Origin of the sequence: Enterococcus sp. DIV1059_2 (assembly GCF_051713685.1) — a bacterium.
Lineage (GTDB): Bacteria > Bacillota > Bacilli > Lactobacillales > Enterococcaceae > Enterococcus_D > Enterococcus_D casseliflavus.
Genome location: NZ_JBIOQK010000001.1, coordinates 2,500,529 through 2,523,765, shown reverse-complemented (window position 1 = coordinate 2,523,765; position 23,237 = coordinate 2,500,529). Strand labels below are relative to the sequence as shown.

Below are 23,237 nucleotides of genomic sequence, written 5' to 3'. Positions count from 1 at the left end.
AATGGAACATTTATGACAGTATTTGAATTGACACAATTGCCAGACGTCTGGCAGGAAAAATGGCAAGCGGCTGGGTATCACGCACCGTCCTTGATCCAAGAAAAAACCTTTGGTCCTTTAAAAGACGGCGCGTCTGTCATAGGAATCTCACCGACCGGTTCAGGTAAAACTTTGGCGTATCTATTGCCATTGTTAACGAAGGTTGAAAAAAAGCAAGGCAATCAGCTGTTGATTTTGACTTCTTCACAAGAATTAGCGATGCAAGTCACAGAAGTAGCACGGGAATGGGCCCAAGCCATTGGTTTGACCGTTCTGCCGCTAATTGGCGGCGCAAGTACAAAACGCCAAGTGGAAAAACTAAAAGACAAACCCGAGGTCTTGATCGGTACCCCAGGCCGTGTGTTAGAGTTGATCAAAGCCAAAAAAATCAAGACTCAGCAGCTGCAATCGTTGGTATTGGATGAGGTTGACCAATTATTGAAAGAGGGTGCCTTCACCCTGGCAGCCAAGATCAATCAAACATTACCAAAACAAATCCAGCGTAGTTTCTTTTCAGCAACCGCGAACGAAGTGATCGATGAGATTCGGCCATTCGTGTCAAAAGAGCCGCTGATCATTGATGTTACCCAAGAAGATCAGAGCAAAGGCGTCATCCATCATTACTATTTGAACTATCCACAACGACGAATCGTGGATGCTTTAAGACGTTTTGCTCATTTACCAAACTTTCAAGCTTTGGTTTTCTTCAATGAATTAAGCACAATGGGGAATGCGGAAGAAAAGCTATTGTTTCATGGCTTGTCGGTGGCCTCTCTGGCATCTGATCAAAACAAACTTGCACGAAAAGGTGCATTAGAGAGCTTTCGTCAAGGAAAACTAGTGGAACTATTGACGACCGACGTCGCCTCTCGCGGCTTAGATGTCGTGGATCTGCCTTACGTGATCAATACAGAAGTCCCTTTAGAAAAAGAATCCTATTTACACCGCGCAGGACGCGTTGGAAGAATGGGCAAAGAAGGAACTGTCGTTACGATCGTTCAAGACCATTCCTTGAAGGATTTGAAAAAAATCGCGAATCAGTTGTCCATAGAACTCAAGGAAGTCTATCTACATGGTGGACAGTTACACACAGAAGCTCCTGTTGTCGAAAAAGAAAGCAAGAAAGAAATGAAAACAACGAGTGTGCAGAAAATTTCCAAGAAAACGCCTGAAAATTTACACACTCCTGTCAAAAAGAGCAAGAAAAAGACGAAAAAGCAAAAAGACAAAGGAAAAAGACGCCATTGAGCGTCTTTTTGTGTTACCATTAACGTTGATTATTATTAGTGTGTAAAAAAATGAGGAGGCTATCGAATGAATTCGCGAAAAGAAGAGATTTTTCAAACGATCGAACTGCATAAGCAAGGGTTGACCGCAGTTGATGTCGCTAAAATCTTACAAATCGATCGCAGCAATGCAAGCCGTTATCTCAGTGAGCTTTATAAAGAAAAGAAAATCGGCAAACGTTCCGGCCGTCCGGTTGTTTATGAGCCTTTAGAAGAAACGGTCCATGTGGATGTTTCCTCTGAAGTTAGTTTTGAAAGTCTGGTTGGAGTGCAAGCTTCCTTGAAAGTAAGTATCCAGCAAGCCAAAGCGGCGATCTTATATCCGCCTAGAGGACTCCATACCATTATTTTTGGTGAGACAGGTACGGGTAAATCCTTATTTGCCGAATGTATGTATCACTTTGCGGTTGAATCAAATATGTTAGAAAAAGATGCTCCATTCGTGTCCTTTAACTGTGCGGATTATGCACAAAATCCGCAATTGTTGTTTGGTCACATCTTTGGCATCAAAAAAGGCGCCTACACTGGTGCCGCAGAAGATAGTCCGGGGTTGATGGCAAAAGCCGATGGCGGCATCCTGTTCTTAGATGAGATCCATCGACTGCCGCCAGAAGGCCAAGAAATGCTCTTTACCTTCATTGATAAAGGGATCTACCGTCCATTAGGGGAAAGTAATCAAGTTCATGAAGCCGCCGTGCAGATAATCGGTGCCACCACGGAATCATCAGAAACCTTTTTAACGACCTTCAATCGGCGAATTCCCATGGCTATTACTTTGCCAAATGTGGAAAGTCGTTCCTTAGATGAACGGTATGAAATCATTTCGTTGTTTATCAAGCAAGAGGCGACCCGTCTGAATCAACGAATCGATGTCGAACGAGATGCGATTTTGGCCTTTATGCTCTATGATGCAGAAGGCAACATTGGTCAAATCAAGCGCGACCTTAAACTCGTCTGTGCCAAAGCATTTTTGCATTATCGAACCTATGGAAAAAAACACTTGCTGATACGAAAAGGCGACTGCTCCTTGCAAGTTCAAAAAGGCTTGCTGAAGATCAAAGAAATGTCGGAACGCTTGGATCGGTTTTTAGATGGCAAAGGCGACTTTCTAAGTTTTGAACCTGGCGACCCAGATGTCGTCTGGTCTCGTGATCCGCAACGGAATATGCAAGTGTATAATGAGATCGAAGAAAAAGTCAGCTCACTGATTGAAACGGGTGTAGCCAATGTCGATCTAGAAAATTTGATCTCTAAAGATGTCGATGCGTACTTTGAAAAGTATGTCGAAGAATTGATCCAAAATCCCGTTCATAAAGAACTGATTCCAGAAGACATTTGGAAACTGACAAATGTTCTTTATGATCTAGCTGGGCAAAGATTGTCTCGAACCTATAGTGAAAAAGCCCGCTTTGCCTTTGCACTGCATCTGCAAAGTACACTGGAACGTGTCAAGGAAGGACATATGATCGTTCACCCAGATTTGAATACAGTCAGAAAAAACTTGAAATCCGAGTTCCAGGTGGCAATGGATCTATCGACCATTATCGAAGAAGAACGCCATGTCGAGATCCCCTTCGATGAGATCGGCTTTATCAGTATGTTTTTAGCGATTCAAGTCAAACAACCCTCGCAACTGCCCCTTGAAAAAGTCGAGATCATTGTCTTGATGCACGGCAAGGCGACTGCCAGCAGTATGTTGGAAACGGCACAAGAGCTGCTAGAAACCGACCACGGCCAAGCGATGAATATGTCTTTAGATATGGAAGTCGGTCAAATGTATGAGCAGCTATTGTACTATGTCACTGATAATAAGGAAAAGATGAGCAACGGCTTATTGCTTTTAACTGATATGGGTTCCCTCAATTCATTTGCGAATTTGATTTCTGAAGAGACCGGAATTCGTACGAAAGCCATCTCGATGGTCAGTACGATGATCGTCTTAGAGGCTTTGCGAATGGCGGAAAGTGGCCGAAGTTTAGAAGACATTTATCAAAACATTCAGCGTTCTTTTGAAACCATCGTGCAAGAACAGTTCCGCACAGTTCGCGAAGCGAAGGGCAATAAAAAAGCAGTCATCGTCACTTGCTTTACTGGAGAAGGTGTCGCTGCTAAACTTTATCAACGAATTTATCCCGTCGTCGATCAATCAAAAGTCGAGATCATTCAAATGCAATTTATTGAAAAAGAAACCTTCAAGAAACATATTGATGGCTTGCTAGAAGAATATGAGATCAAAGCCATTGCGGGCACCGTCGAGATCGATTATCAAAATATCCCGTTCTTTTCTGCCTATGATGTCTTTGATGACAATCGGTTGAATGTACTGAAGCGGATCGTTTCAGATGAAGTGCCGATCGAAAAAATCGTACGTTCATTAGAAAATACTTTAACGCATGTGGGGTCCGTCTATCATCTGATCGAAAGTCTACAACGAATCGTTCATCAAATTCAAAATCAATTGCATGTGATTGTGGAACCTACCGTTGATGCGGGCTTAGTGATTCATTTAGCCTTTCTAGTGGAAAGTTTATTGAAGAAGGAACATTCTCGTACCTTCCCCAATTTGGCGGCCTTCCAAAAACGCTATCGTATCGAAACAGATGTGTTACGAACTCATTTATTGCAGATAGAGAAAAACTATCAAATCAAAATCTCTGAAGATGAGATCGCCTATTTAACACAAATGTTCTTAGAAAATGAAATAAAAAGTTATGATGAATCCGCACACAATATTAGTGTGTAATGAAAAATCCGTGAGTGTGCAAAAGAAAAATTGGTTCAGACCATTGATATATAAAGGTCTGGACTTATTTTTTTTTGGCACGCTTTTTGCTTTATAGTAAAGTGTAACTTACAACAGAAAGGAGCAGATACGCGATGGCGAAAAAAACGATTATGCTTGTTTGTTCAGCAGGAATGAGTACCAGTCTATTGGTGACGAAAATGCAAAAAGCAGCCGAAGCAAAAGGAATGGAAGCAGATATCTTTGCTGTTTCAGCTTCAGAAGCCGACCAACATTTGGAGTCGAAACCAGTCGATGTTCTATTATTAGGACCACAAGTACGATTCATGAAATCACAATTTGAACAAAAACTAGCACCAAAAGGCATTCCTTTGGACGTGATCAACATGGCAGACTATGGCATGATGAACGGCGAAAAAGTATTGCAACAAGCAGAAACATTAATGAACTAAGATTTTTAGGATCGAAGTGTAAGGAGGATTTTTAAAGATGGATGAGCAAAATTTGGAAGCCATTATGGGATTGATCATGTATGGTGGTAATGCAAAAAGTGACGCAATGGAAGCAATCGCGGCAGCAAAAGAAGGGGACTTCGAATTAGCTGACCAAAAAATCAAAGATGCTGAAGCGTCTCTTGTGGAAGCGCATCATTCGCAAACAGGATTATTGACACAAGAAGCGCAAGGCAATCATATGACCGTGACATTGTTGACAGTGCATTCACAAGATCACCTAATGACGTCAATCGCATTTACCGATTTAGCGAAAGAAATCATTGATGTCTATCGACGTCTAAATAACGAATAATCTTTGAACGGATAGAAGTAGTTATTGTCGATGAATTAAAAAATCTTCTTTGACGAATAGAACTTATAGGAGGAATTAAGAATGGATGGATTAACAAGTTGGATGGAGAAGTACATTCTCCCTGTAGCTGCAAAAATTGGAGCCCAGAAGCACTTAGTTGCATTACGTGATGCCTTTATTGGAACAATGCCCGCTACTATGGCTGGTTCGATCGCAGTAATGATCAACGCGATCATTCGTGACTTACCACCGCAATTTTGGCCGAGTTATGATGCCAGTACCATTCCAGTTATTCGTGAAATTATTAGTATTAATGGCTTCGTATGGAATGGTACATTGGCTGTTGCTGGTTTAGTATTTGCCTTTTCTTGGGGATATAATCTGGCTCGTGCTTATCGAGTGAATGATCTCGCAGGTGGGATCGTTGGGGTAGCGACATTGATTCAAGGGATTGCTTTTTCATACAGCACTTCTGTGGCGACAGCTGTTCCAACAGCTTTGATGGATGAAATCAATGCTGGGTCAGCAACTTCCGGATGGTCTGCAACAGCAGATGCAATTACAGCAGGTGGATGGGGTTGGTTGAAACTCGATCATCTAAACGGAAACGCTTATTTTACCGTAATGATCATGGGGGCTATTTCAGTTATTATTTTCTGTAAATTGATGTTAGCTGATATCACTATCAAAATGCCTGATTCAGTACCGCCAGCAGTATCGAAAGCGTTCGCAGCGATTTTGCCAGCAACAATCGCCTTATATGTCATTGCTATTATTAACTTTATTGTCGGTAAACTAACTGATGGACAATTAATTATTGATCTTGTCCAAAAATATATTGCAGAACCATTCCTGGGCTTGTCTCAAGGACTTGGCGCAGTTTTGATCGTAACTGTTTTTGTTCAAATTTTCTGGTTCTTCGGAATCCATGGTCCAAACGTACTGGCTCCAGTTTTAGAAGGTATTTGGGGACAAGCGCAGTTGATCAATATCGATATCTTCCAAAAAGGATATGAAGGACAAACTGGGACAAACGCGGTCCTTGCCGCAATCGAAGACGGCAAGGCATATATGTGGGTACGCGGATCCTTTGACTCATTTGCTTGGTTTGGCGGTTCAGGTGGTACAATTGTATTGCTGATTGCTATTTTGATCTTATCAAAACGTGCGGATTATCTAACTGTTGCAAAATTGTCAATCGGACCTGGTGTATTCAACATCAATGAACCGGTAATGTTCGGTCTGCCAATCGTATTGAATGCGATCATGTTTATTCCGTTCATTATTGCTCCGCTAGTAGCCACTTCAATCGGCTGGTTAGCAACGTACTTTGGTTTAGTAGCACCTGTTTCACAACAAGTAACGTGGGTCGTTCCACCAATGTTGCTATCATTCTTGGCAACAGGAGCTGACTGGCGTGCCCCAATCGTAACGTTGGTATGTATGGTCGTTACATTCTTCATTTGGGCGCCGTTCGTTATTTCAGCAAATAAAATTGATCCAAAACTAGGCGAATAGACCTGTAGATTGTGAGGAACTGCTATGGCTTCGCTTGAAGTAAAGCAGCTCCTCCTTTTATTATTGATTATTTAGGAGGAAAAGAATATGATTTCAATAGCAAGTGCAATGCAGCAAGATGCCATCAAAGAATTACTTGAAGGATATAACGAAGATGGAATTTCTTTTACATTCAAAGAAAAACAAGGGATTAAACTTATTTTTACTACCACAGCTTCCGATTCAGAAGCGGCGGCAAAAAAAGCAAAAGAATTGATCAAAGCACAGCCTTGGGGTTCTGTTTTATACTTTCAAGCAGTTGGTGTTTGAGTAGGTTCTCTGTGGATCAACGAATAGATAGGATGATTGAAAATGATAAAAAACGGCTTGTTTATATGTAGTATCGGTCTACTCGTAGTCCTATACAGTATGAATCCAAGTAATCAGCAGTTAGATATATTCAGTTTTACAACAGGTATTTTCTTGCTTATTTCTGGCAGTCTTTTGTTCGTGAAAGGAAAGAAGAAAGCCGAAGAGTCAGATAGGAGGAAGTCTTAATGAGAATTGAAAAAGATTTATCGATTCCAGCAAATGTCTTTTACGATCAAATTATGGATTCTGTTATCTTTGACGTACGAAAAGCAACTGGAAAAACACTTTCTAGAAAGCAACTGGCAGGATTTCAATATGTAAAGGAATTTTCTACTACGAGTCGTGCGAAGATAGAGATCGAAGAAATCATTGAAAATCAAGTTTATCAATTCAAAACAGAAACAACGAAAAATGAATTTGTCGCTCGCTATGAAGTAGCGCCGCTTGATGAAAAGAGCAGTAAAGTCATTTATACGGAAACCATGAAATCACATGGCTTCATGCAGCAATTGAATGACATGCTCTTAGGCACCATTCTAGGATATTTCAAACGCAAGCAATTTAAAAAAATGTTGAGTATGATGGAAGAAGCATATTAAGGGGTCGACTGACGCCTTTTTTGCGTTTCTTGCGTGTTTTCAAGTAGAGGAGATGAAGGAATGACAGATGTCAAAAAAATGACCGAATTCGGTTCGCAAGAAGTACTGGAATTGGTTTCTTATGCCTTTCAGTGGGAGTTGAATGAAACAAATATCAAGCGCTATCGCAAGCTTGCGGAAAATTCTTGGAATTATGGTTCCTACGACGAGGATGGAAAACTAGCGAGCCAAATCATGGCAACTATTTTTGATGTGAATTTTCATGGAACGACTTATCCAATGGCAGGGATCGGTTTTGTGGCTTCTTATCCAGAGTATCGCAGCCAAGGTCGGATCGATCGGATCATGAAACAAATCATTAAAGATTGCTATGAACAAAAAATCGTTCTGTCCTATCTGGCACCTTTCTCCTTTGCGTTTTATCGCAGATATGGGTATGAATATACCTTTGAACGCACCGTTTATGAAGTTGATGCGCATCAATGGCCCGATGGCAAGAAAGTGAACGGAAGGATTCAACGCATGAATTGGGAGGAAGCACAGCCGATCATTCACGAGATTTATCATCAATTGCCTCGCCATCAAAAAGGTGGGCTGATTCGCCAAGCCTGGTGGGAAGAAATCAAGTTTGTTTTGCGCAGACCGTATACGTTTGCGATTTATCGCAATGAAGCGGGCGTTCCTGAAGGGTATTTGATCTACTTTGTTGAAGGAGGACGCTTTGATATTCAAGAGTGGGGCTATTTGACCGCTGACGCGTATCAAGGATTCAATCGGTTTATCGTTTCCCATGCAGATTCAGTAGCGCAGATCCATTATCGACCGGGGTTTGATGGGGAAGTCCTGCAAGTAAATGCAGCCAAACCATTGGCTCACTACCAAGTGCGCCCAGACATGATGGCAAGAATCGTCGATGTGGAAGGGTTTCTAAAAAGCTATCCATTTACGTTGAAAAAAGCTGGTCGTTTTGCCATAGAAATTCAAGGGGACGAATATGCCCCATGGAATAATGGGTGTTATGAAGTGACGATTGAAAACGCTCAGCATCATGTCACGAAAACGACCGCCACCCAGCTGCCAAAAGCAACCTTGTCGATTCAGCGCTTTGTGCAACTGTTTTTGCAGGCACAATCCCTTGATTCCTTGGTCTTTTTCCAGCAAATGGAAACGGAGAAGGAAGCTGCAGTGATGATTCAGGAAAACTTACCAGACGGAAAGCCGATTCTGGAAGATTATTTCTAAGCAAATCGAGGCAGAGGTATTTGCTTTCCAACAAAAAAAGATTCCTTAAAAATAAGGAATCTTTTTCTTCAAAAAACGTTCCCTGCCGGAATCGAACCAGCAACTAATCCTTAGGAGGGACTTGTTATATCCATTTAACTAAGGGAACACAATAGCTATATTTTACCTGTTATTCGTGTTTCTCGCAAGATGAGAAGGAAAAGAAAGGAAGAAAAACATGGTCAAACGATTGATAAGTGCAAACTATAGTGAAATCAAAGAAATGTCGGCGCAAGAATTGAAACAATCCATTAAAGCGAGCGAAGGACGAGTGATCGTCTGTGAAACGGTGGTTCAAACCATGCCGCAAGCTGGCGACATCACCAACGCAGAAGTCGCGGCAGCTTTTGGGGCTGACTTGATTTTGTTAAATGGCTTTGATTGTTATCGTCCAGCTATTTTTGGGATGCCTGGTATCACATTGGAGCAGCTGCTTGATCCTACACAGCCCATTAAAAATCCGATTCCTCAACTAAAACAACTGATTGGACGACCTGTCGGCATCAATCTTGAGCCGATCCCAGCTACGACGGAAATGATGAGTGAAAAGATCAGCATCAGTCAAGGCCGAACAAGTTCGGTTGACACCATCAAAAAAGCCCAAGAACTCGGGGTGGACTTTCTTTGCTTTACAGGCAATCCTGGAACGGGTGTGACCAACCGAGAAATCGCTAAAGCAGTAAAATTGGCAAAAGAACATTTCTCTGGGTTGATCATCGCTGGAAAAATGCACAGTGCCGGCTCAGATGAACCTGTGGTTGATCGAGAAGCCATCATTTCTTACGCTGAAGCTGGGGCAGATATTTTGTTACTGCCTTCCGTGGGCTCGATTCAAGGCTTTCTAGAAAAGGATCTGATCGAAGCTGTTCAAATTGCCAAACAATATGACTTATTGACGATGTCAGCGATCGGAACGAGTCAAGAAAGCGCGCGTCCAGAAACGTTGCGACAATTAGCCATTATCAACAAAACTTGTGGGGTCGATCTGCAACATATTGGTGATGCCGGCTATGGCGGCATGGCACCGACCGAAAATATTTTCGAAACATCGGTTGCAATTAGAGGTATGCGCCATACGATCAATCGTGTCGGGCGTTCAATCAACCGTTAAATCAGAAAAAATTACTGGCGAAGGAAAACGGAGAATCGTTCTGCTTCGCTTTTTGCATTTTTTTCGCTAAGTTAGAAAGAAAGGAGGAAACACAAAATGAAACAAGCATTGATCATTTACGGAGGATGGGAAGGACACGCCCCAAAAGAAACCAGTCAGTTTTACCAAACGTTGCTGGAGTCAGAAGGATATCAGGTGACACTCGCCTCAGATTTTGAACCTCTCTATCATAAAGAAGAATTAAAAAGGCTGGATCTGTTGATCATGAATTGGACGCGAGGAGAATTGCCTGATGAGCCGCTACAAAATGTCACTCAGGCTGTAGCAGAAGGGTTAGGATTAGCAGGCGTTCATGGCGGCTTTGCCTCGGCTTTTCAAGCCAGTAAAGGCTGGTTGTTTCTGACTGGCGGCTGTTTTTTGGCACATCCTGGTGGATTGGAAACGACCTATAGCATCGATCTTACGACAGATCACTATATTACGGCAAATACTCAATCGATCCCTCAGTTGACGACGGAGCAATACTATTGTCTGGTTGATCCAGCCGTCACTGTGTTAGCTACCTCAACATTTGCCGCTAAAGATCATCCGAATGCAGCTAACCAAGAAGTCATACTGCCAATGATGTGGATCAAAAAATGGGGCAAGGGCAGAGTCTTTTTTCAATCCGTTGGACACAGTCTAAAAGAGCTAGAAGAGCCCACCATTCAGACTTGGACCAAACGAGGCTTTCTATGGGCCACCAGAAATACCTTGGCTGATCCGCTGAAAAATAGCCAGTATAGTGAGTAATCAGAAAAACGAATGAGGAAATAAACGCGTGCAATCGTTTTACTTTATGGAAGAAAATAAGCATGGTACACTTTATTTGTATTTGATTAAGCAGGAGGTAATGTGGAATGGGAAAATTTGGAAAAAGTTTTTTATCGCAGGTAATATCTGACGGAATCAAAGGACCATTTGTCACGATCATGCTCAATACGCATGTCGGCCACCAGAATGTCGAAAAGGATCAAATCAAATTTAAGAACTTTGCCAAAGATGCGAAGCGCCGCTTTGAAAAGAAATACCCAGAACATTCTTGGGATCTTTTTCAAACGAAAATTGATGAACTGCTTGCAGATCAATCATTTTGGCGTAACAGTACAACGAGTGTGGCGGTGATTATCACACCAGAAGATGTACTGGTCCATCGGTTAAGTATTCGTGTGGATGATCAATATTATGTAGGGGAAACCCCGTATGTATTAGCTGTCATCAAAAACGCACAATTTAATTACCCATTTTATCTCTTAGCGTTGAATCGCGATTCAATGCAAGTCTATCAAGTTGAAAACAATCAAGTGCGTGAAGTCGAGTTGCCAGAAGAGGCACCGACAACGATCGAAAAAGCGCTGGGGGAAGAAATCACTGGCGGCGGCAACTTTAATTACAGTGCCCAAGGTGGCCCTAACTCAGGAGGAGAAGGCGTCGCTTATCACGGCTTTAGTGCCAAAGATGAAGAAGTCGAGATCGATCACGTCAACTACTACCAAGCAGTTGATGCATTTTTTAAGAATGACTTTTCAAACGAAGAGCATTTACCAATGTATCTTTTTGCTTTACCAGAAAATCAAACGCTGTTTAAAAAAGTGGCAAAAACGAACTTTTTCAAAGCAGAACCAAGCATTTCCTCTTCACCAGCATCGTTATCTTTGAAAGAGATCCAAACGTGTACGCAAAAGCTGATTGCGGAGTTGACACAAAAAGAAGTTGGGGAATACGGCAAGCTGTTGGATCGGAAATTTATTGACCAATTGGTTGATATCGTACCTGCAGCTAAAGAAGGCAGGATCGCCAATCTGTTTGTAGCGACTTCCAATCTCGCCGATGGGTTTGGAGAAGATCCTGACACGGAATACGATCGTCGCCAAGTGTTAAATACGCTGGCAATCGATGTTTTAGAAAATGGCGGCGAGGTATCTATTTTGGAACAAAAAGATGCCCCAGGAGAAAAAAGTTTGACTGCGATTTTGCGCTACTAAACGCAGTTGCGTCCTTCGTAAATAAATCGTTTCCAAAAAAGAAAAGACTGTTGCAGATCTTTAGTGCAGCAGTCTTTTTGCGAATCATAAAAAAATAAAGGCGTTTTCATTTTTTTTGATTTTCTATTAGTCATAAAGAAGATAATGTGCTATAATACAAAGTGTAGTTTTTGTTACGGTAAATTATGGTAGCTTGTTTCATCTTAAACATCTTCCACATTTTCACCTTATACAAGTAATTGCAAAATATGTGTATAAACACAAGGAGGATTTTTATTATGGAAACAGGTACAGTTAAATGGTTTAACTCAGACAAAGGTTTTGGATTCATCACTGCAGAAAACGGTAACGATGTATTCGTTCATTTCTCAGCTATCCAAGGCGAAGGCTTCAAAACTTTAGAAGAAGGTCAAGCAGTGACTTTCGATATCGAAGACGGACAACGTGGCCCTCAAGCGACTAACGTTAACAAAGCGTAATTTGTGAATGCCTTTTAAGAGCAGCCTAGCTGCTCTTTTTTTTTGTGCGCGTGATATTTGCTTGCGGAGAAAGTAGTTGTTATACTCTTAGAAAAAAAGGAGGCAGACTGATGGGATTGAATGAATTTATTCTTGGATTGGCTAATTTAGAAAAAATCCAACGAGCACCTGGATTTTTTAAGTTTACCGAGCACAGCGTGGCCGCTCATTCGTTTCGAGTAACCATGATTGCCCAGACCTTAGCCGATATCGAAGAACAAGCGGGAAATCAAGTCGATTGGCAAATTCTTTATGAAAAAGCCTTGAACCATGATTACACGGAACGTTTCATTGGCGACATCAAAACGCCAGTCAAATATGCAAACAAAGAATTGCGGGCGATGTTATCAACCGTTGAAGAAAAAATGACCGATGCCTTCATCGAAGAAGAAATCCCCCAAAGCTTTCAAGCGACGTATCGCAGACGCTTGGCGGATGGCAAAGACAACAGCCTTGAAGGACAGCTGTTGGCAATTGCGGATAAGATCGATCTTTTATATGAATCTTTTGAAGAGATCTCAAAAAGCAATCCCGACAAAGTGTTCAAAGAAATGTTTCGTGAAGCGGTTTTGACGGTCAAAGCGTTTCAGCATCGTCCATGTGTGACCTATTTCTTTGAAGCCATTTTTCCCGAGTTATTGAATGCAGATTTTTATGGCAAGACTGCTTTTCTAGAAGAAATCGCAGCTTTGGTGGAAAAATAAACAAAAAGAAAAAACGAAAAATCAAGAAATGATCCATCTCACAGGTTTTACTTGAAACAAGTGAGGGGAGCAGGTTTGATTTTTCGTTTTTTTGTTGTATTAAAGCAAAGATTCCGCTCCATCAATATAGACTTCCGTTCCAGAAATATTGCCCGCAGCCTCTGAAGATAGAAAAAGCACAAGGTTGGCGACTTGTTCTGGCACGCCTGTTTCTTGTTTTAATGGTCGAGAACGTTCTGGATATTTGACGGGGATCTCAACGCGAGCAACCTCTTCTTCAATTTCTGTGCTGGCATCGATATTCGTTGCGATCGCCCCAGGGCAGATGGCATTGACCCGAATATTATAACCAGAAAGTTCCAGCGCAGCCATTTTTGTAAAGGCGACTTGACCTGCCTTAGATGTACTGTAAGCAGTCGCACCAAAATTGCTGAAGATGCGGTTTCCATTGACTGAACTCGTAATGACAATGCTGCCGCCGTTTGCTTTCATAAATGGGATCGCAGCTTTGACGGTAATAAAGGTACTGCGTAAATTTGTGTTGATTGTCTGGTCCCATTCCGCCACCGTCAATTCTTCGATCGGTGTCCAAGTACCGTTGATGCCGGCATTGACGTGAAGTACATCGAGACCACCTAGTTCTTCCACAAGACCACTCATCGCTTCTTGCAGCTTCTCTGCTTCAGTGACGTCAACGGCACGATAGTGGGTTTGTGCGTCATAGTCAGCAAGAAACTCCTGCAGCTCCTCTTCGTTGCGATCAATCAACCCAACAAGAGCACCCTGGGCTAGAAATTGTTCTGCCACCGCTTTTCCAATCCCTGAAGCAGCCCCAGTTACAATCACTCGTTTGTTTTTGAAATCATTCATTTTTTTCGCCTCCTTATAGTAAATTATAAAAAAGATCCCTTTTTTTGTCGAAAAAAGCGATCAGCGACGAGTGACAAATTCCTTTGGCTGATAAATACGGATACTAGATAGTAAGGTTCTTCTTCCTGCGAACCCTCGTATCCGATGGGAAAACAGATGTAATCGCCATTGATTTTGTAGTATAATGCAGACAGTGTGCAAGGAGGAATACAATGAAACCCATATACGCTGTGGTGGATCTTGAAACAACAGGAACCGATTCGACGATTGATCGAATTATTCAATTTGGCTGCGTCTTAGTCCAAGATGGCAAGATCATTAATCGTTTTGCCGCAGATATCAACCCTGACCGCAGAATTTCTAAGCAAATTCAACGATTGACACACATCACAAACCAGCAAGTAAGCAAAGCGCCTTATTTCGAAGACATAGCTGACACGATCTACAACTTACTCAGCAATACGATTTTTGTGGCGCATAACATTTATTTTGACTATCATTTTTTAAGCAATGAATTGGTTCGTTGCGGTCTGCCGCCTTTATCGATTCCAGGGATCGATACGGTGGAATTGGCGCAAGTGTTTTTGCCGACAGAAAGCAGCTTTCGCTTAGGTGATCTGGCAGACAGCATCGGCTTTCGTCATGACAACCCGCATCAAGCCGATAGTGATGCAGAAGTGACCGCAGCATTATTTTTATACATTGAAGCAATCATGCGACAGCTACCACGGACGACTCTTAAACAGATTGCGCTTTTAAGCGGTCAGATGGGGATGCAAACGAGTGAGTATATTCACGGAATTTTGAAAGAAAAAGGACCAGAGTTGGCGGAAGATTTCGAAGTGATCGACGGCGTCGTCCTGCGAAAAAAAACTGTTCCGCTTTTTGAAGCCACGCATTTTCAAGAAACGTATCCGAAAGTAAAAACGGAAAAAGAACAGCGCTTTGGCGAGCACTTGATCTATCGGAAACAACAAGCACGTTTGATGAATGCGGTGTATACGCATTACACCCAACCAGAGAAAAATTTGATTATTGAAGCAGAAACGGGGATGGGAAAAACCATCGGTTACTTGTTTCCAGCCGCTTATTTAGCGACGCCAGAAAATCCATTGATCGTTAGCACCTCATCGATTCTTTTACAAAATCAGATCATTAGCAAAGACATTCCATTGGTGAACCAAGTACTGCAGCAGCCTTTGCAAGCGGTCTTGGTCAAAAGCCATCGTCATTACATTGATTTGCAGCGCTTTAAAACGACGCTGGATCAACCGGTAGAACAAAAGCAATACGCCCAATATCAGATGGGGATCTTAGTCTGGCTGACCAAAACAGAAACAGGTGACTTTGATGAATTGAATTTAGTTCGTCTTGATCATCCTTTATTTACCGACATTCGCCATCGCGGGGTCGACTTTTTAGCCAAAGATCAACCCTTCTATGAACAAGATTTTGTTCGACATTTATATCGGCGGATGGCGCAAAGCAATGTTTTGATCGTCAATCATGCCTTTTTAATGCAGGAAAACCGACGGGCGCAGCCACTGTTGCCAACGAGTGATTATTTGTTGATCGATGAAGCCCAACAGTTGCCGCAGCAAGCAGAAGGCTTTAGTCAACATGTCTTTGACTCTGCTCATTTCAAGCGGCAGTTTTTACAGCTGAATGAAGAAGGACTATTGGAAGAAATTGCCCAGATCATTACCGAGGACGATTTTTTGCAACGGATGTTCTCGTTGTATCGAAATGCATTGTCGGTTTTGGTCGAAACACAAGAACAGTATTTTCGCACCTTATCGATCGATGCCCCAGAATTACAAGTCGTTCAGCATCATGACCTCTATGATGGGTCATTAGAGCAGGACAAGCTACATCAAAAATTGAGCCTCTATTATCAGGAAATCAATGAGATTCAACAGCAGCTGCGTCAGCGATTCGAGTTGACCAATGATCGGTGGTATGCAAGACAACGGATCGTGATTGCCCGTTTGTTTGATTTCTTTAGTCAAATGGACGCACAGGAACAAACAGTGACCGCGTGGTTGACTTGGTGGCATCCTCGTTACGTTCATTGGCTGAAAAAGCATCCCCAGTCAGGAAATGCTGTGATTGAGTTAGCTGATCTAGAAGGACATTCGATCGTGGAGAGCACATGGTACCAACGCTATCAGCACATCATTTATCTAGGGGGGACATTGAAGATCCCAGGCAACAAAGAATTTTTTGCCCATCAGATCGGCTTGACGGATGTGCCAGTCAAAACGATTCCTGCCTTTTATGATTACAGCAAGCAAACGCGACTGTATGTAATCAAAAAAGGTCTCTCGATCCAACAAGCATCAGCTGCCGAATACGCGGATTATTTAGTCGAAGCGTTAGTCCCGATTTTGTTTGACAATCCGCAACCAGCGCTTGTGTTGTTTACGGCGCACGAAACTTTGAAAAATGTCTATGATCGATTGAATAAAAAAGCCCTGCATTATGGCAGAGAAATCGTTGCTCAAGGGACTGGCGGAACCCGTGAGAAAATCTTAAAGAAATTTTTATTAGCGGAAAATGGTATCTTATTAGGGACTAGCAGTTTTTGGGAAGGGGTCGATTTACCAGGACAGGCACTGAAGATCGCTGTGGTGACCCGATTGCCTTTTGAGAACCCTAAACAACCCATGGTCCAAGCACGGCACGCCTTTTTGGAAGCAGAAGGCATTGATTCTTTTAAAGAAGATGCCTTACCTAAAGCGATTTTACGGCTGCGCCAAGCATTGGGGCGCTTGATCCGTTCCGAGGAGGATACCGGCGTGATGGTCGTCCTTGATCGACGCTTGCTATCGACAAAGTATGGCAAACGAATGGTCAAAGGCTTACCCAAAAACTTACCTCTGATTGAAGCAAGTCCAACCGAGATCGCCGAAGACATCCAACATTTTTTTGGGCAAGAGGAAAAAGCGGCAGCCGATTTTGAAAAATGAGTTGAACATCTGATATAATGGATTTTATTTAAGATTGGAGTACGAAGTGTGAAAACAAAAGACAAAGAACATCGGCGTGTGGTTATTTTGCTGAGTGCGATCACAGTCTTACTGGTCGTTATTCTCTTCGCTTCTATTTTCTATCTCCGTTCTTCTCGTCCAATGCGACAAGCAAGAAACGAAGCAATCGAAATAGCAGAAAGATACACCGATTTAGCAGAGGTCGAACAATTTTATTGGTTTACCCGTGAGGAAACCTCCTTTAGCATTGTTGGAAAGGATACGAATAACAATGAGATCGTTGTGATCATCCCAAAAAGCGGTGAGAAGGTTTCTGTTTTTAATCAAGCGGATGGGCTGACGGAAGCACAAGCTAAGGCATTTGTTCGCGACAATTATCAAGGTCAGGAAATCCAAAAGGCCGCATTGGGTATTTTTGAAGGCCAGCCAACTTGGGAAGTCATGACGAAAGATGGCGAGGGTCGTTTGAACTATTATTTGATTGGTTTCAAAGATGGCGAAGAAATCAAAGCGATCACTGAACTATAGGAAGACGCTTATGATAGAATGAATTTTGGATCGTAGAAAGGATGATAAACATGGTACTTTCAAAAAGAGCAGAAAAATTGGAACCCTCCGCAACGTTAGCGGCATCTGCTAAGGCAAAAGCGTTAGCGGACCAAGGTGTAGACGTATTAAGTCTAACTGTCGGTGAACCCGACTTTATTACCCCGAAAAACATTCGCCAAGCAGCGATCGCAGCGATTGAGAGCGGCAAGGCCAGTTTTTACACAGCAACTGCGGGGATTCCTGAGTTAAAACAGGCGATTCTTGCTTATATGAAAGAGTTTTATAGTGCTGACTATGATTCAAACCAAGTGATCGTGACAGATGGCGCGAAGTTTGCCCTTTATACGCTGTTTCAAGCGCTCCTTGATGAAGAGGATGAAGTACTCATTCCAGTGCCTTATTGGGTCAGCTATGCGGAACAAGTCCGTTTAGCGCAAGGGACACCTGTGTTTGTTGAAGCCAAGCAAGAAGCCGATTTTAAAGTTTCTGTGGCTCAATTAGAAGCTGCTCGTACAGAGAAAACGAAAGCCATCATTTTAAACTCGCCTGCCAACCCTACAGGGGCGATTTACTCAAAAGAAGCGTTAACGGCAATCGGCAACTGGGCAGTGGAAAATAATATTTGGATCATTGCCGATGATATCTATGGTCGTTTGGTTTATAACGGCAATACCTTTACATCGATCGCAAGCTTATCAGAAGAGATCCGCAAACAAACCATCGTGATCAATGGCGTTTCTAAAACCTATTCTATGACTGGGTGGAGGATCGGATTTGCTGTCGGCGATGCAAAAATCATCAAAGCGATGATCGATATCGCTTCCCAAGCTACTAGCAACCCGCCGGCTGCTAGCCAATACGCAGCAGTTGAGGCACTGACTGGGAATCAAGAATCGATCGAAGTGATGCGTCAGGCCTTCGAAGAGCGCTTGAACAAACTATATCCGCTAATTGCCGCTATTCCTGGTTTTCAGGTGACGAAACCCCAAGGCGCGTTTTACTTGTTCCCAAATGTCAAAGAAGCCATGACGATGTGCGGCTATCAAACCATTGATGCCTTCGTGGAGGCCTTGCTGATGGAAGCCCACGTGGCAGTAGTGACTGGTGCTGGTTTTGGTACACCAGATTATTTACGCATCAGCTATGCAACTGATTGGGACACGTTAGCGGAAGCTACCAAACGAATCCATGATTTTGTTGAAAAGAAACGCCAAAAAGCTTAAAATGCTCTATGGTGCCTTTATTAATTAGATAGGAGAGAATCAAGTGGAATCTATTCAAATTTTAGATGCAAAAAAACACGTTGGCGAAACCGTTCAAATCGGAGCATGGGTTGCTAACAAACGTTCTAGCGGCAAGATCGCCTTTTTACAACTTCGTGACGGAACAGCGTATTTTCAAGGAATCGTTGTAAAAAGTGAAGTAGGGGAAGAAGTTTTCCAATTAGCGAAAAATCTAAATCAGGAAACTGCCGTACTGGTCACTGGAAAAATCAGAGAAGACAGCCGCTCAAAATTCGGCTATGAAATTGGTATCTCTGGTTTAGAGGTTGTTGGGGAAAGCCATGATTACCCAATCACACCAAAAGAACACGGAACAGATTTCTTGATGGACCATCGTCATTTATGGTTGCGTTCCTCAAAACAACACGCCATCATGCAAATCCGAAACGAAATCATTCGGGCAACGTATGAATTTTTCAACAAGAATGGCTTCATCAAAATCGATCCACCGATCCTAACCGGATCAGCACCAGAAGGAACGACTGATTTATTCGAAACCAACTATTTCGATCAAAAAGCATATTTGTCTCAGTCTGGTCAATTGTACATGGAAGCTGCCGCTATGGCGTTTGGCAAAGTCTTTTCTTTTGGACCAACTTTCCGTGCCGAAAAATCAAAGACACGTCGTCACTTGATTGAATTTTGGATGATTGAACCAGAAATGGCCTTTATGCACCAAGAAGAAAGCTTGGAAGTCCAAGAGCAGTACGTGGCATTCTTAGTGCAAAATGTGCTCGATAACTGTGACTATGCATTAGACGTCTTAGGCCGTGACCGTGAAGTCTTGAAAAAATACACCAAATTACCATTCCCACGAATCTCTTACGATGATGCAGTGGCATTATTACAAAAGAACGGCTTTGATGATATTCAATGGGGCGATGACTTTGGCTCACCACATGAGACCTTTATTGCCAATTCATTCGATCAGCCCGTCTTTATCTTAAATTATCCAAAAGCCATCAAACCTTTCTATATGAAGCCACATCCAACGAGAGAAGATGTCGTGATCTGTGCCGATATGATCGCACCAGAAGGCTATGGCGAGATCATAGGCGGTTCTGAACGTGCCATCGATCATGAATACCTGCTAGAACAAATCCGCGCCCACGGCTTGGACGAAAATGAATATTCATGGTATTTAGATCTACGCAAGTACGGCTCAGTTCCTCACACCGGCTTTGGCCTTGGATTAGAACGGACCGTTACCTGGTTATCAGGAATCGAGCACGTAAGAGAATCCATTCCGTTTCCACGGTTGTTGAATCGGATTTATCCGTAAAAAAGATAAAAAGTCAGCTTGATTTGAAGCTGACTTTTTTTGATTTCTTAAATGTGATGAATAAGATTACTGCTAATTGACTGATGCTAATGAAAGAAAAGCTCAAAAACAGTTAGAGTAATATAACGGTTTTGTTACAATTATTTTCTTTTCACTAATAATCATGTAAAATAAGAACTAATGTGAAAATAGAGGGTAATTATGAAAAAAAATTTTTTTGTTTCATTATCAAAAGAAGTATATTTATTTTTAGTTCGTCTTTGTTCCTTAGGGAAAAGGCGTAAAAATGATAAAATCATTTTTCTTGTCAGTTTTCCTTCAACAAGCAACTACGTTTTGGAAGCTCTGGCTGAAGCCTATGGTGATCGACTGATAATTTGTTACACCAGAAATGCGCGACAAATGGTTTCAGTATTTGAGAAACAAGGATTTAAGAGCTATCTTGTGGATTCCTTTGCAATCCTTTGTTTAAAAATCATACCGATACTAAAGAAGACAAAATTGATCATTTGTGATAATTACTTTGCTTTTTTGGGTGGTATGATATTAGATAAACAAACGAATGTTGTTCAAATTTGGCATGCCAATGGAGCAATTAAAAAGTTTGGTCTTCAAGCACAGTATGCAAAAAATGCTGCTCCTGCGGATCGTCGGCGCTATCAGAAAGTTTATAATAAATTTACTCATTTTGTAGTAAGTTCACCCACAATGGCAACGATTTTCAAGGATAGTTATAATATTGATCCGATCTTTCTAAAGTTCGGCTATCCATTAACTGATTATTACTATCAATTAGATGATGAAACAATAACTTATCAAAAAAACGCTTTGCTAGAGGATATGAACAAGAAAATCGCTCTTTACTTACCTACCTACAGAGAGAATACCGATGATAATAATCCCTTAGATTTTGATTCTATATCAAATCAATTGAATGAAGATTGGGCATTATTCATTCATCCACATCCACATGATAAAAAGATGATAGAATTAGCAAACCAATACCCAGAATATTTTATTAAAGATGATAAGGACTACGATTTAAAAAATTTAATAGCAATGGCGGACTGTTTGATTACAGATTATTCTTCAGTACCTTTTGAATATTCTTTAGTAAACCCTCGTGGGAAGATCATTTATTTCTGTTATGATTTTGAACTGTACGATGAAATTGTCGGAATTCAAGAAGAGTTTAAGAAAGATATAGGTTCTTCCATTGTGAAATCCTCCGAGGAACTTTTTTCCAGTATAGAGACGATGGGAAATGAGGATTTGTCAGATTTTAACCAAACTTGGAATACGTATGTTTCCGGGCGCGCCATTGACTCTTTTTTAGAATGGATTGATAAGCAATATGAAATCTGAAAATATAATGGGCGTTTTAGTTGATCCAATCACCTATGGAGAAGTGATGGACGATTTACCTCACTATATCGATAGTGATAAAAAAATGACTATCATTAGTGTAAACCCGCAAATTATTACTGAAAGCAGAAAACATCCAGATATCGTAACGTTTATCAATCAGAGTACCCATCGGATACCTGATGGAGTCGGAGTGGTTCTTGTTTCAAGATTAACTGGAGGAAAGATAAAAGAAAGAGTTACTGGTTATGATTTAATGGTAAGATTGCTAGGTTACGCAAATGAAAATAAGATGAGTGCTTTTTTTTATGGCGCTAAACCTGAAGTGCTGTCTGATGCGATAAAAAATATTAATGATCAGTACCCCAACCTAGGGATTGCGGGTGCTATAGACGGTTATACGACTCTTGATAATGAGTCAATTGTAAATAAAATAAACGCTGTAAAGCCAGATTTTGTATTTGTTGCGTTAGGATTTCCCAGACAAGAACGGTGGCTTGCCCAAAATATGAATGCGATACACGCTTCTGTTTTTCAAGATGTTGGTGGGAGCTTTGATGTTTTGAGTGGTCATGTAAAAAGAGCCCCTAATTTTTTTATAAACCTTCACTTAGAATGGTTGTATCGCTCGTTAAGTAATCCGACCAGATTAGGAAGAATTGCGCAATTGCCTGTTTTTTTAGTTAAAAGTATCTATTGGAAGCTGGTGAATAGAAGTGATCAAAAGAATAATTAGTTTTTTTTATCGAATACTATTTAATTTTATAGCATCTATTTTTCCAGTAAAAAAACAAATGGTTATATTCGAAAGTTTTAACGGGAAAATTCCTTCTGATAATCCTTTAGCGATCTATCAAGAGATGATACAATCGACTGATTTTGCAGATTGGACTTTCTACTGGAGTATAAAAAAAGAAAGTTTGTCAGAAGCGAAAAAAAAATATCCTGAAATATTTTTTATCTCACGTTTTTCCTTTAAATGGCTTTTGTTAATGCCAAGGGCTGGTTTTTGGATCTTTAACTCCCGTTTATCTGAATGGCTTAAAAAAAATAAGCAGACAATTTATTTGCAAACGTGGCATGGTACGCCCCTAAAAAAATTAGGAGCAGATATTGATAACGTGGTTATGCCAAATACTGATACGCAAAAATACAAAGCTGGCTTCTACAAAGAAAGTAATCGGTGGGATTACTTGATTGCCCCAAATGAGTATTCAAAAAATATCTTCAAGACGGCGTTTGGTTTTGAAAATACTTTCTTAGATATTGGTTATCCAAGAAATGATGTTTTAGTACGTTTCAAAGATGATGATAATACAATTAGTCAGCTTAAGAAAAAAATTATTGGAGATAGAAAAGGGCATGTTCTATTATATGCACCGACCTGGCGGGACGATTATTTTATTTCAAAAGGAAACTACAAGTTCTTTATGCCATTTGAATTGAGTCAACTTACTTCTAGAATGAATAAAGACGATACATTGATAATTCGACCGCACTATTTAGTCAAAGAATCTATTGTAATAAATGGCTATGAAGACCAAATCAAAATATGTTCGGATGAGGATATTAATGAGTTATATTTAATTAGTGACTGTCTCATAACGGATTATTCTTCTGTAATGTTCGATTATTTGATATTAAAAAAACCGTTGATTTTCTATCCATATGATTTAAATCATTATGAAAATGGGATCCGAGGATTTTACTTCGATTATAGTGAAGTACCAGGATCTATCTGTTTAGATGAACAGTCATTCTACCAGGTTATAGAAAAATTTTGTCGTCAAACTATTGATTCAGAATGTTCGGATACGAAATATCTAGAATTCTATAATAAATTTTGTTCTTGGGAAAATGGTGATGCTGCTAATAAGGTAGCTGAACTGATCAAAGAATGCAATATAAGGGGATAAC

22 protein-coding genes and 1 tRNA gene are annotated in these 23,237 nt (G+C 41.1%); 21 read left to right on the top strand and 2 right to left on the bottom strand.

Translation table 11 applies throughout. The annotated features are described in order from the left end of the window. Window positions 1-12 precede the first annotated feature (12 nt). The 9 genes from IGI72_RS11635 to IGI72_RS11595 all read left to right on the top strand — a co-directional run bounded on the left by IGI72_RS11635 (window position 13) and on the right by IGI72_RS11595 (window position 8,585). Entirely contained in the window at window positions 13-1,287 is a 1,275-nt protein-coding gene (locus tag IGI72_RS11635) for a DEAD/DEAH box helicase (protein ID WP_438754277.1), read from the top strand. Window positions 1,288-1,353: 66 nt separating this feature from the next. Continuing rightward, the gene (locus IGI72_RS11630) at window positions 1,354-4,068 is read left to right on the top strand and encodes a sigma 54-interacting transcriptional regulator (RefSeq protein ID WP_270266960.1); all 2,715 of its coding nucleotides are present in this window, start codon (window positions 1,354-1,356) and stop codon (window positions 4,066-4,068) included. Window positions 4,069-4,202: 134 nt separating this feature from the next. Beyond that, window positions 4,203-4,520, top strand: coding sequence for a PTS sugar transporter subunit IIB (locus IGI72_RS11625; RefSeq protein WP_005229471.1), 318 nt, complete (start codon window positions 4,203-4,205; stop codon window positions 4,518-4,520). A 37-nt stretch (window positions 4,521-4,557) separates the two neighbouring features. Next, the gene (locus tag IGI72_RS11620) at window positions 4,558-4,875 is read left to right on the top strand and encodes a PTS lactose/cellobiose transporter subunit IIA (protein ID WP_005229473.1); all 318 of its coding nucleotides are present in this window, start codon (window positions 4,558-4,560) and stop codon (window positions 4,873-4,875) included. An 81-nt stretch (window positions 4,876-4,956) separates the two neighbouring features. Then, window positions 4,957-6,393 carry a PTS sugar transporter subunit IIC gene (locus tag IGI72_RS11615; protein ID WP_010749334.1) on the top strand — a complete coding sequence of 479 codons (1,437 nt, stop codon included), beginning with the start codon at window positions 4,957-4,959 and terminating at the stop codon, window positions 6,391-6,393. Window positions 6,394-6,480: 87 nt separating this feature from the next. Continuing rightward, complete coding sequence (locus IGI72_RS11610; protein WP_010749335.1) at window positions 6,481-6,702, top strand: hypothetical protein; 222 nt, start codon at window positions 6,481-6,483, stop codon at window positions 6,700-6,702. 42 nt (window positions 6,703-6,744) lie between these two features. Further along, on the top strand, window positions 6,745-6,930 hold the full coding sequence (locus IGI72_RS11605) for a DUF3188 domain-containing protein (protein WP_428207095.1): 186 nt from the start codon (window positions 6,745-6,747) through the stop codon (window positions 6,928-6,930). Further along, the gene (locus IGI72_RS11600) at window positions 6,930-7,343 is read left to right on the top strand and encodes a DUF3284 domain-containing protein (RefSeq protein WP_015510041.1); all 414 of its coding nucleotides are present in this window, start codon (window positions 6,930-6,932) and stop codon (window positions 7,341-7,343) included. The genes IGI72_RS11605 and IGI72_RS11600 overlap by 1 nt, the downstream gene beginning before the upstream one ends. 60 nt (window positions 7,344-7,403) lie before the next feature. Then, window positions 7,404-8,585, top strand: coding sequence for a GNAT family N-acetyltransferase (locus IGI72_RS11595; RefSeq protein ID WP_428207096.1), 1,182 nt, complete (start codon window positions 7,404-7,406; stop codon window positions 8,583-8,585). 76 nt (window positions 8,586-8,661) lie between these two features. Here IGI72_RS11595 and IGI72_RS11590 read toward each other — a convergent pair. Then, window positions 8,662-8,733: transfer RNA gene (locus tag IGI72_RS11590), tRNA-Arg, on the bottom strand. A gap of 69 nt (window positions 8,734-8,802) precedes the next feature. Between IGI72_RS11590 and IGI72_RS11585 the strand changes: the two genes are divergently transcribed. The 5 genes from IGI72_RS11585 (at window position 8,803) to IGI72_RS11565 (ending at window position 12,981) form a co-directional block, all read left to right on the top strand. Then, on the top strand, window positions 8,803-9,735 hold the full coding sequence (locus IGI72_RS11585; RefSeq protein ID WP_010749339.1) for a DUF7916 family protein: 933 nt from the start codon (window positions 8,803-8,805) through the stop codon (window positions 9,733-9,735). A gap of 96 nt (window positions 9,736-9,831) precedes the next feature. Beyond that, on the top strand, window positions 9,832-10,527 hold the full coding sequence (locus IGI72_RS11580) for a ThuA domain-containing protein (protein WP_074536760.1): 696 nt from the start codon (window positions 9,832-9,834) through the stop codon (window positions 10,525-10,527). A gap of 107 nt (window positions 10,528-10,634) precedes the next feature. After that, window positions 10,635-11,759 (top strand): baeRF6 domain-containing protein, encoded by a 1,125-nt coding sequence (locus IGI72_RS11575; protein ID WP_005229492.1) that lies wholly within the window; start codon window positions 10,635-10,637, stop codon window positions 11,757-11,759. 278 nt (window positions 11,760-12,037) lie between these two features. Next, entirely contained in the window at window positions 12,038-12,238 is a 201-nt protein-coding gene (locus IGI72_RS11570; protein ID WP_003126918.1) for a cold-shock protein, read from the top strand. A 110-nt stretch (window positions 12,239-12,348) separates the two neighbouring features. Next, the gene (locus IGI72_RS11565; protein WP_010749341.1) at window positions 12,349-12,981 is read left to right on the top strand and encodes an HD domain-containing protein; all 633 of its coding nucleotides are present in this window, start codon (window positions 12,349-12,351) and stop codon (window positions 12,979-12,981) included. A 99-nt stretch (window positions 12,982-13,080) separates the two neighbouring features. Here IGI72_RS11565 and IGI72_RS11560 read toward each other — a convergent pair whose 3' ends face one another. After that, window positions 13,081-13,851: an SDR family oxidoreductase gene (locus IGI72_RS11560; RefSeq protein WP_015510036.1), complete on the bottom strand. Its 771-nt coding sequence runs from the start codon at window positions 13,849-13,851 to the stop codon at window positions 13,081-13,083. A gap of 212 nt (window positions 13,852-14,063) precedes the next feature. Between IGI72_RS11560 and IGI72_RS11555 the strand changes: the two genes are divergently transcribed. From IGI72_RS11555 to IGI72_RS11525, 7 genes are all read left to right on the top strand, one after another. After that, window positions 14,064-16,820, top strand: coding sequence for a helicase C-terminal domain-containing protein (locus IGI72_RS11555; protein WP_438754274.1), 2,757 nt, complete (start codon window positions 14,064-14,066; stop codon window positions 16,818-16,820). Window positions 16,821-16,868: 48 nt separating this feature from the next. Continuing rightward, a complete protein-coding gene (locus IGI72_RS11550) occupies window positions 16,869-17,369 on the top strand; it encodes a cell wall elongation regulator TseB-like domain-containing protein (RefSeq protein WP_438754272.1) in 501 nt (166 codons plus the stop codon). A 50-nt stretch (window positions 17,370-17,419) separates the two neighbouring features. Continuing rightward, entirely contained in the window at window positions 17,420-18,613 is a 1,194-nt protein-coding gene (locus IGI72_RS11545) for a pyridoxal phosphate-dependent aminotransferase (protein WP_438754270.1), read from the top strand. Between the two features lie 43 nt (window positions 18,614-18,656). Beyond that, window positions 18,657-19,955, top strand: a complete 1,299-nt coding sequence (asnS, locus tag IGI72_RS11540; RefSeq protein ID WP_438754268.1) for an asparagine--tRNA ligase — start codon at window positions 18,657-18,659, stop codon at window positions 19,953-19,955. Between the two features lie 201 nt (window positions 19,956-20,156). Further along, a complete protein-coding gene (locus IGI72_RS11535) occupies window positions 20,157-21,320 on the top strand; it encodes a CDP-glycerol glycerophosphotransferase family protein (RefSeq protein ID WP_438754266.1) in 1,164 nt (387 codons plus the stop codon). Next, the gene (locus IGI72_RS11530; protein ID WP_181409176.1) at window positions 21,310-22,056 is read left to right on the top strand and encodes a WecB/TagA/CpsF family glycosyltransferase; all 747 of its coding nucleotides are present in this window, start codon (window positions 21,310-21,312) and stop codon (window positions 22,054-22,056) included. Before IGI72_RS11535 ends, IGI72_RS11530 begins: the two co-directional genes overlap by 11 nt. Further along, window positions 22,037-23,236, top strand: a complete 1,200-nt coding sequence (locus tag IGI72_RS11525; RefSeq protein ID WP_438754264.1) for a CDP-glycerol glycerophosphotransferase family protein — start codon at window positions 22,037-22,039, stop codon at window positions 23,234-23,236. The genes IGI72_RS11530 and IGI72_RS11525 overlap by 20 nt, the downstream gene beginning before the upstream one ends. Window position 23,237 lies beyond the last annotated feature (1 nt).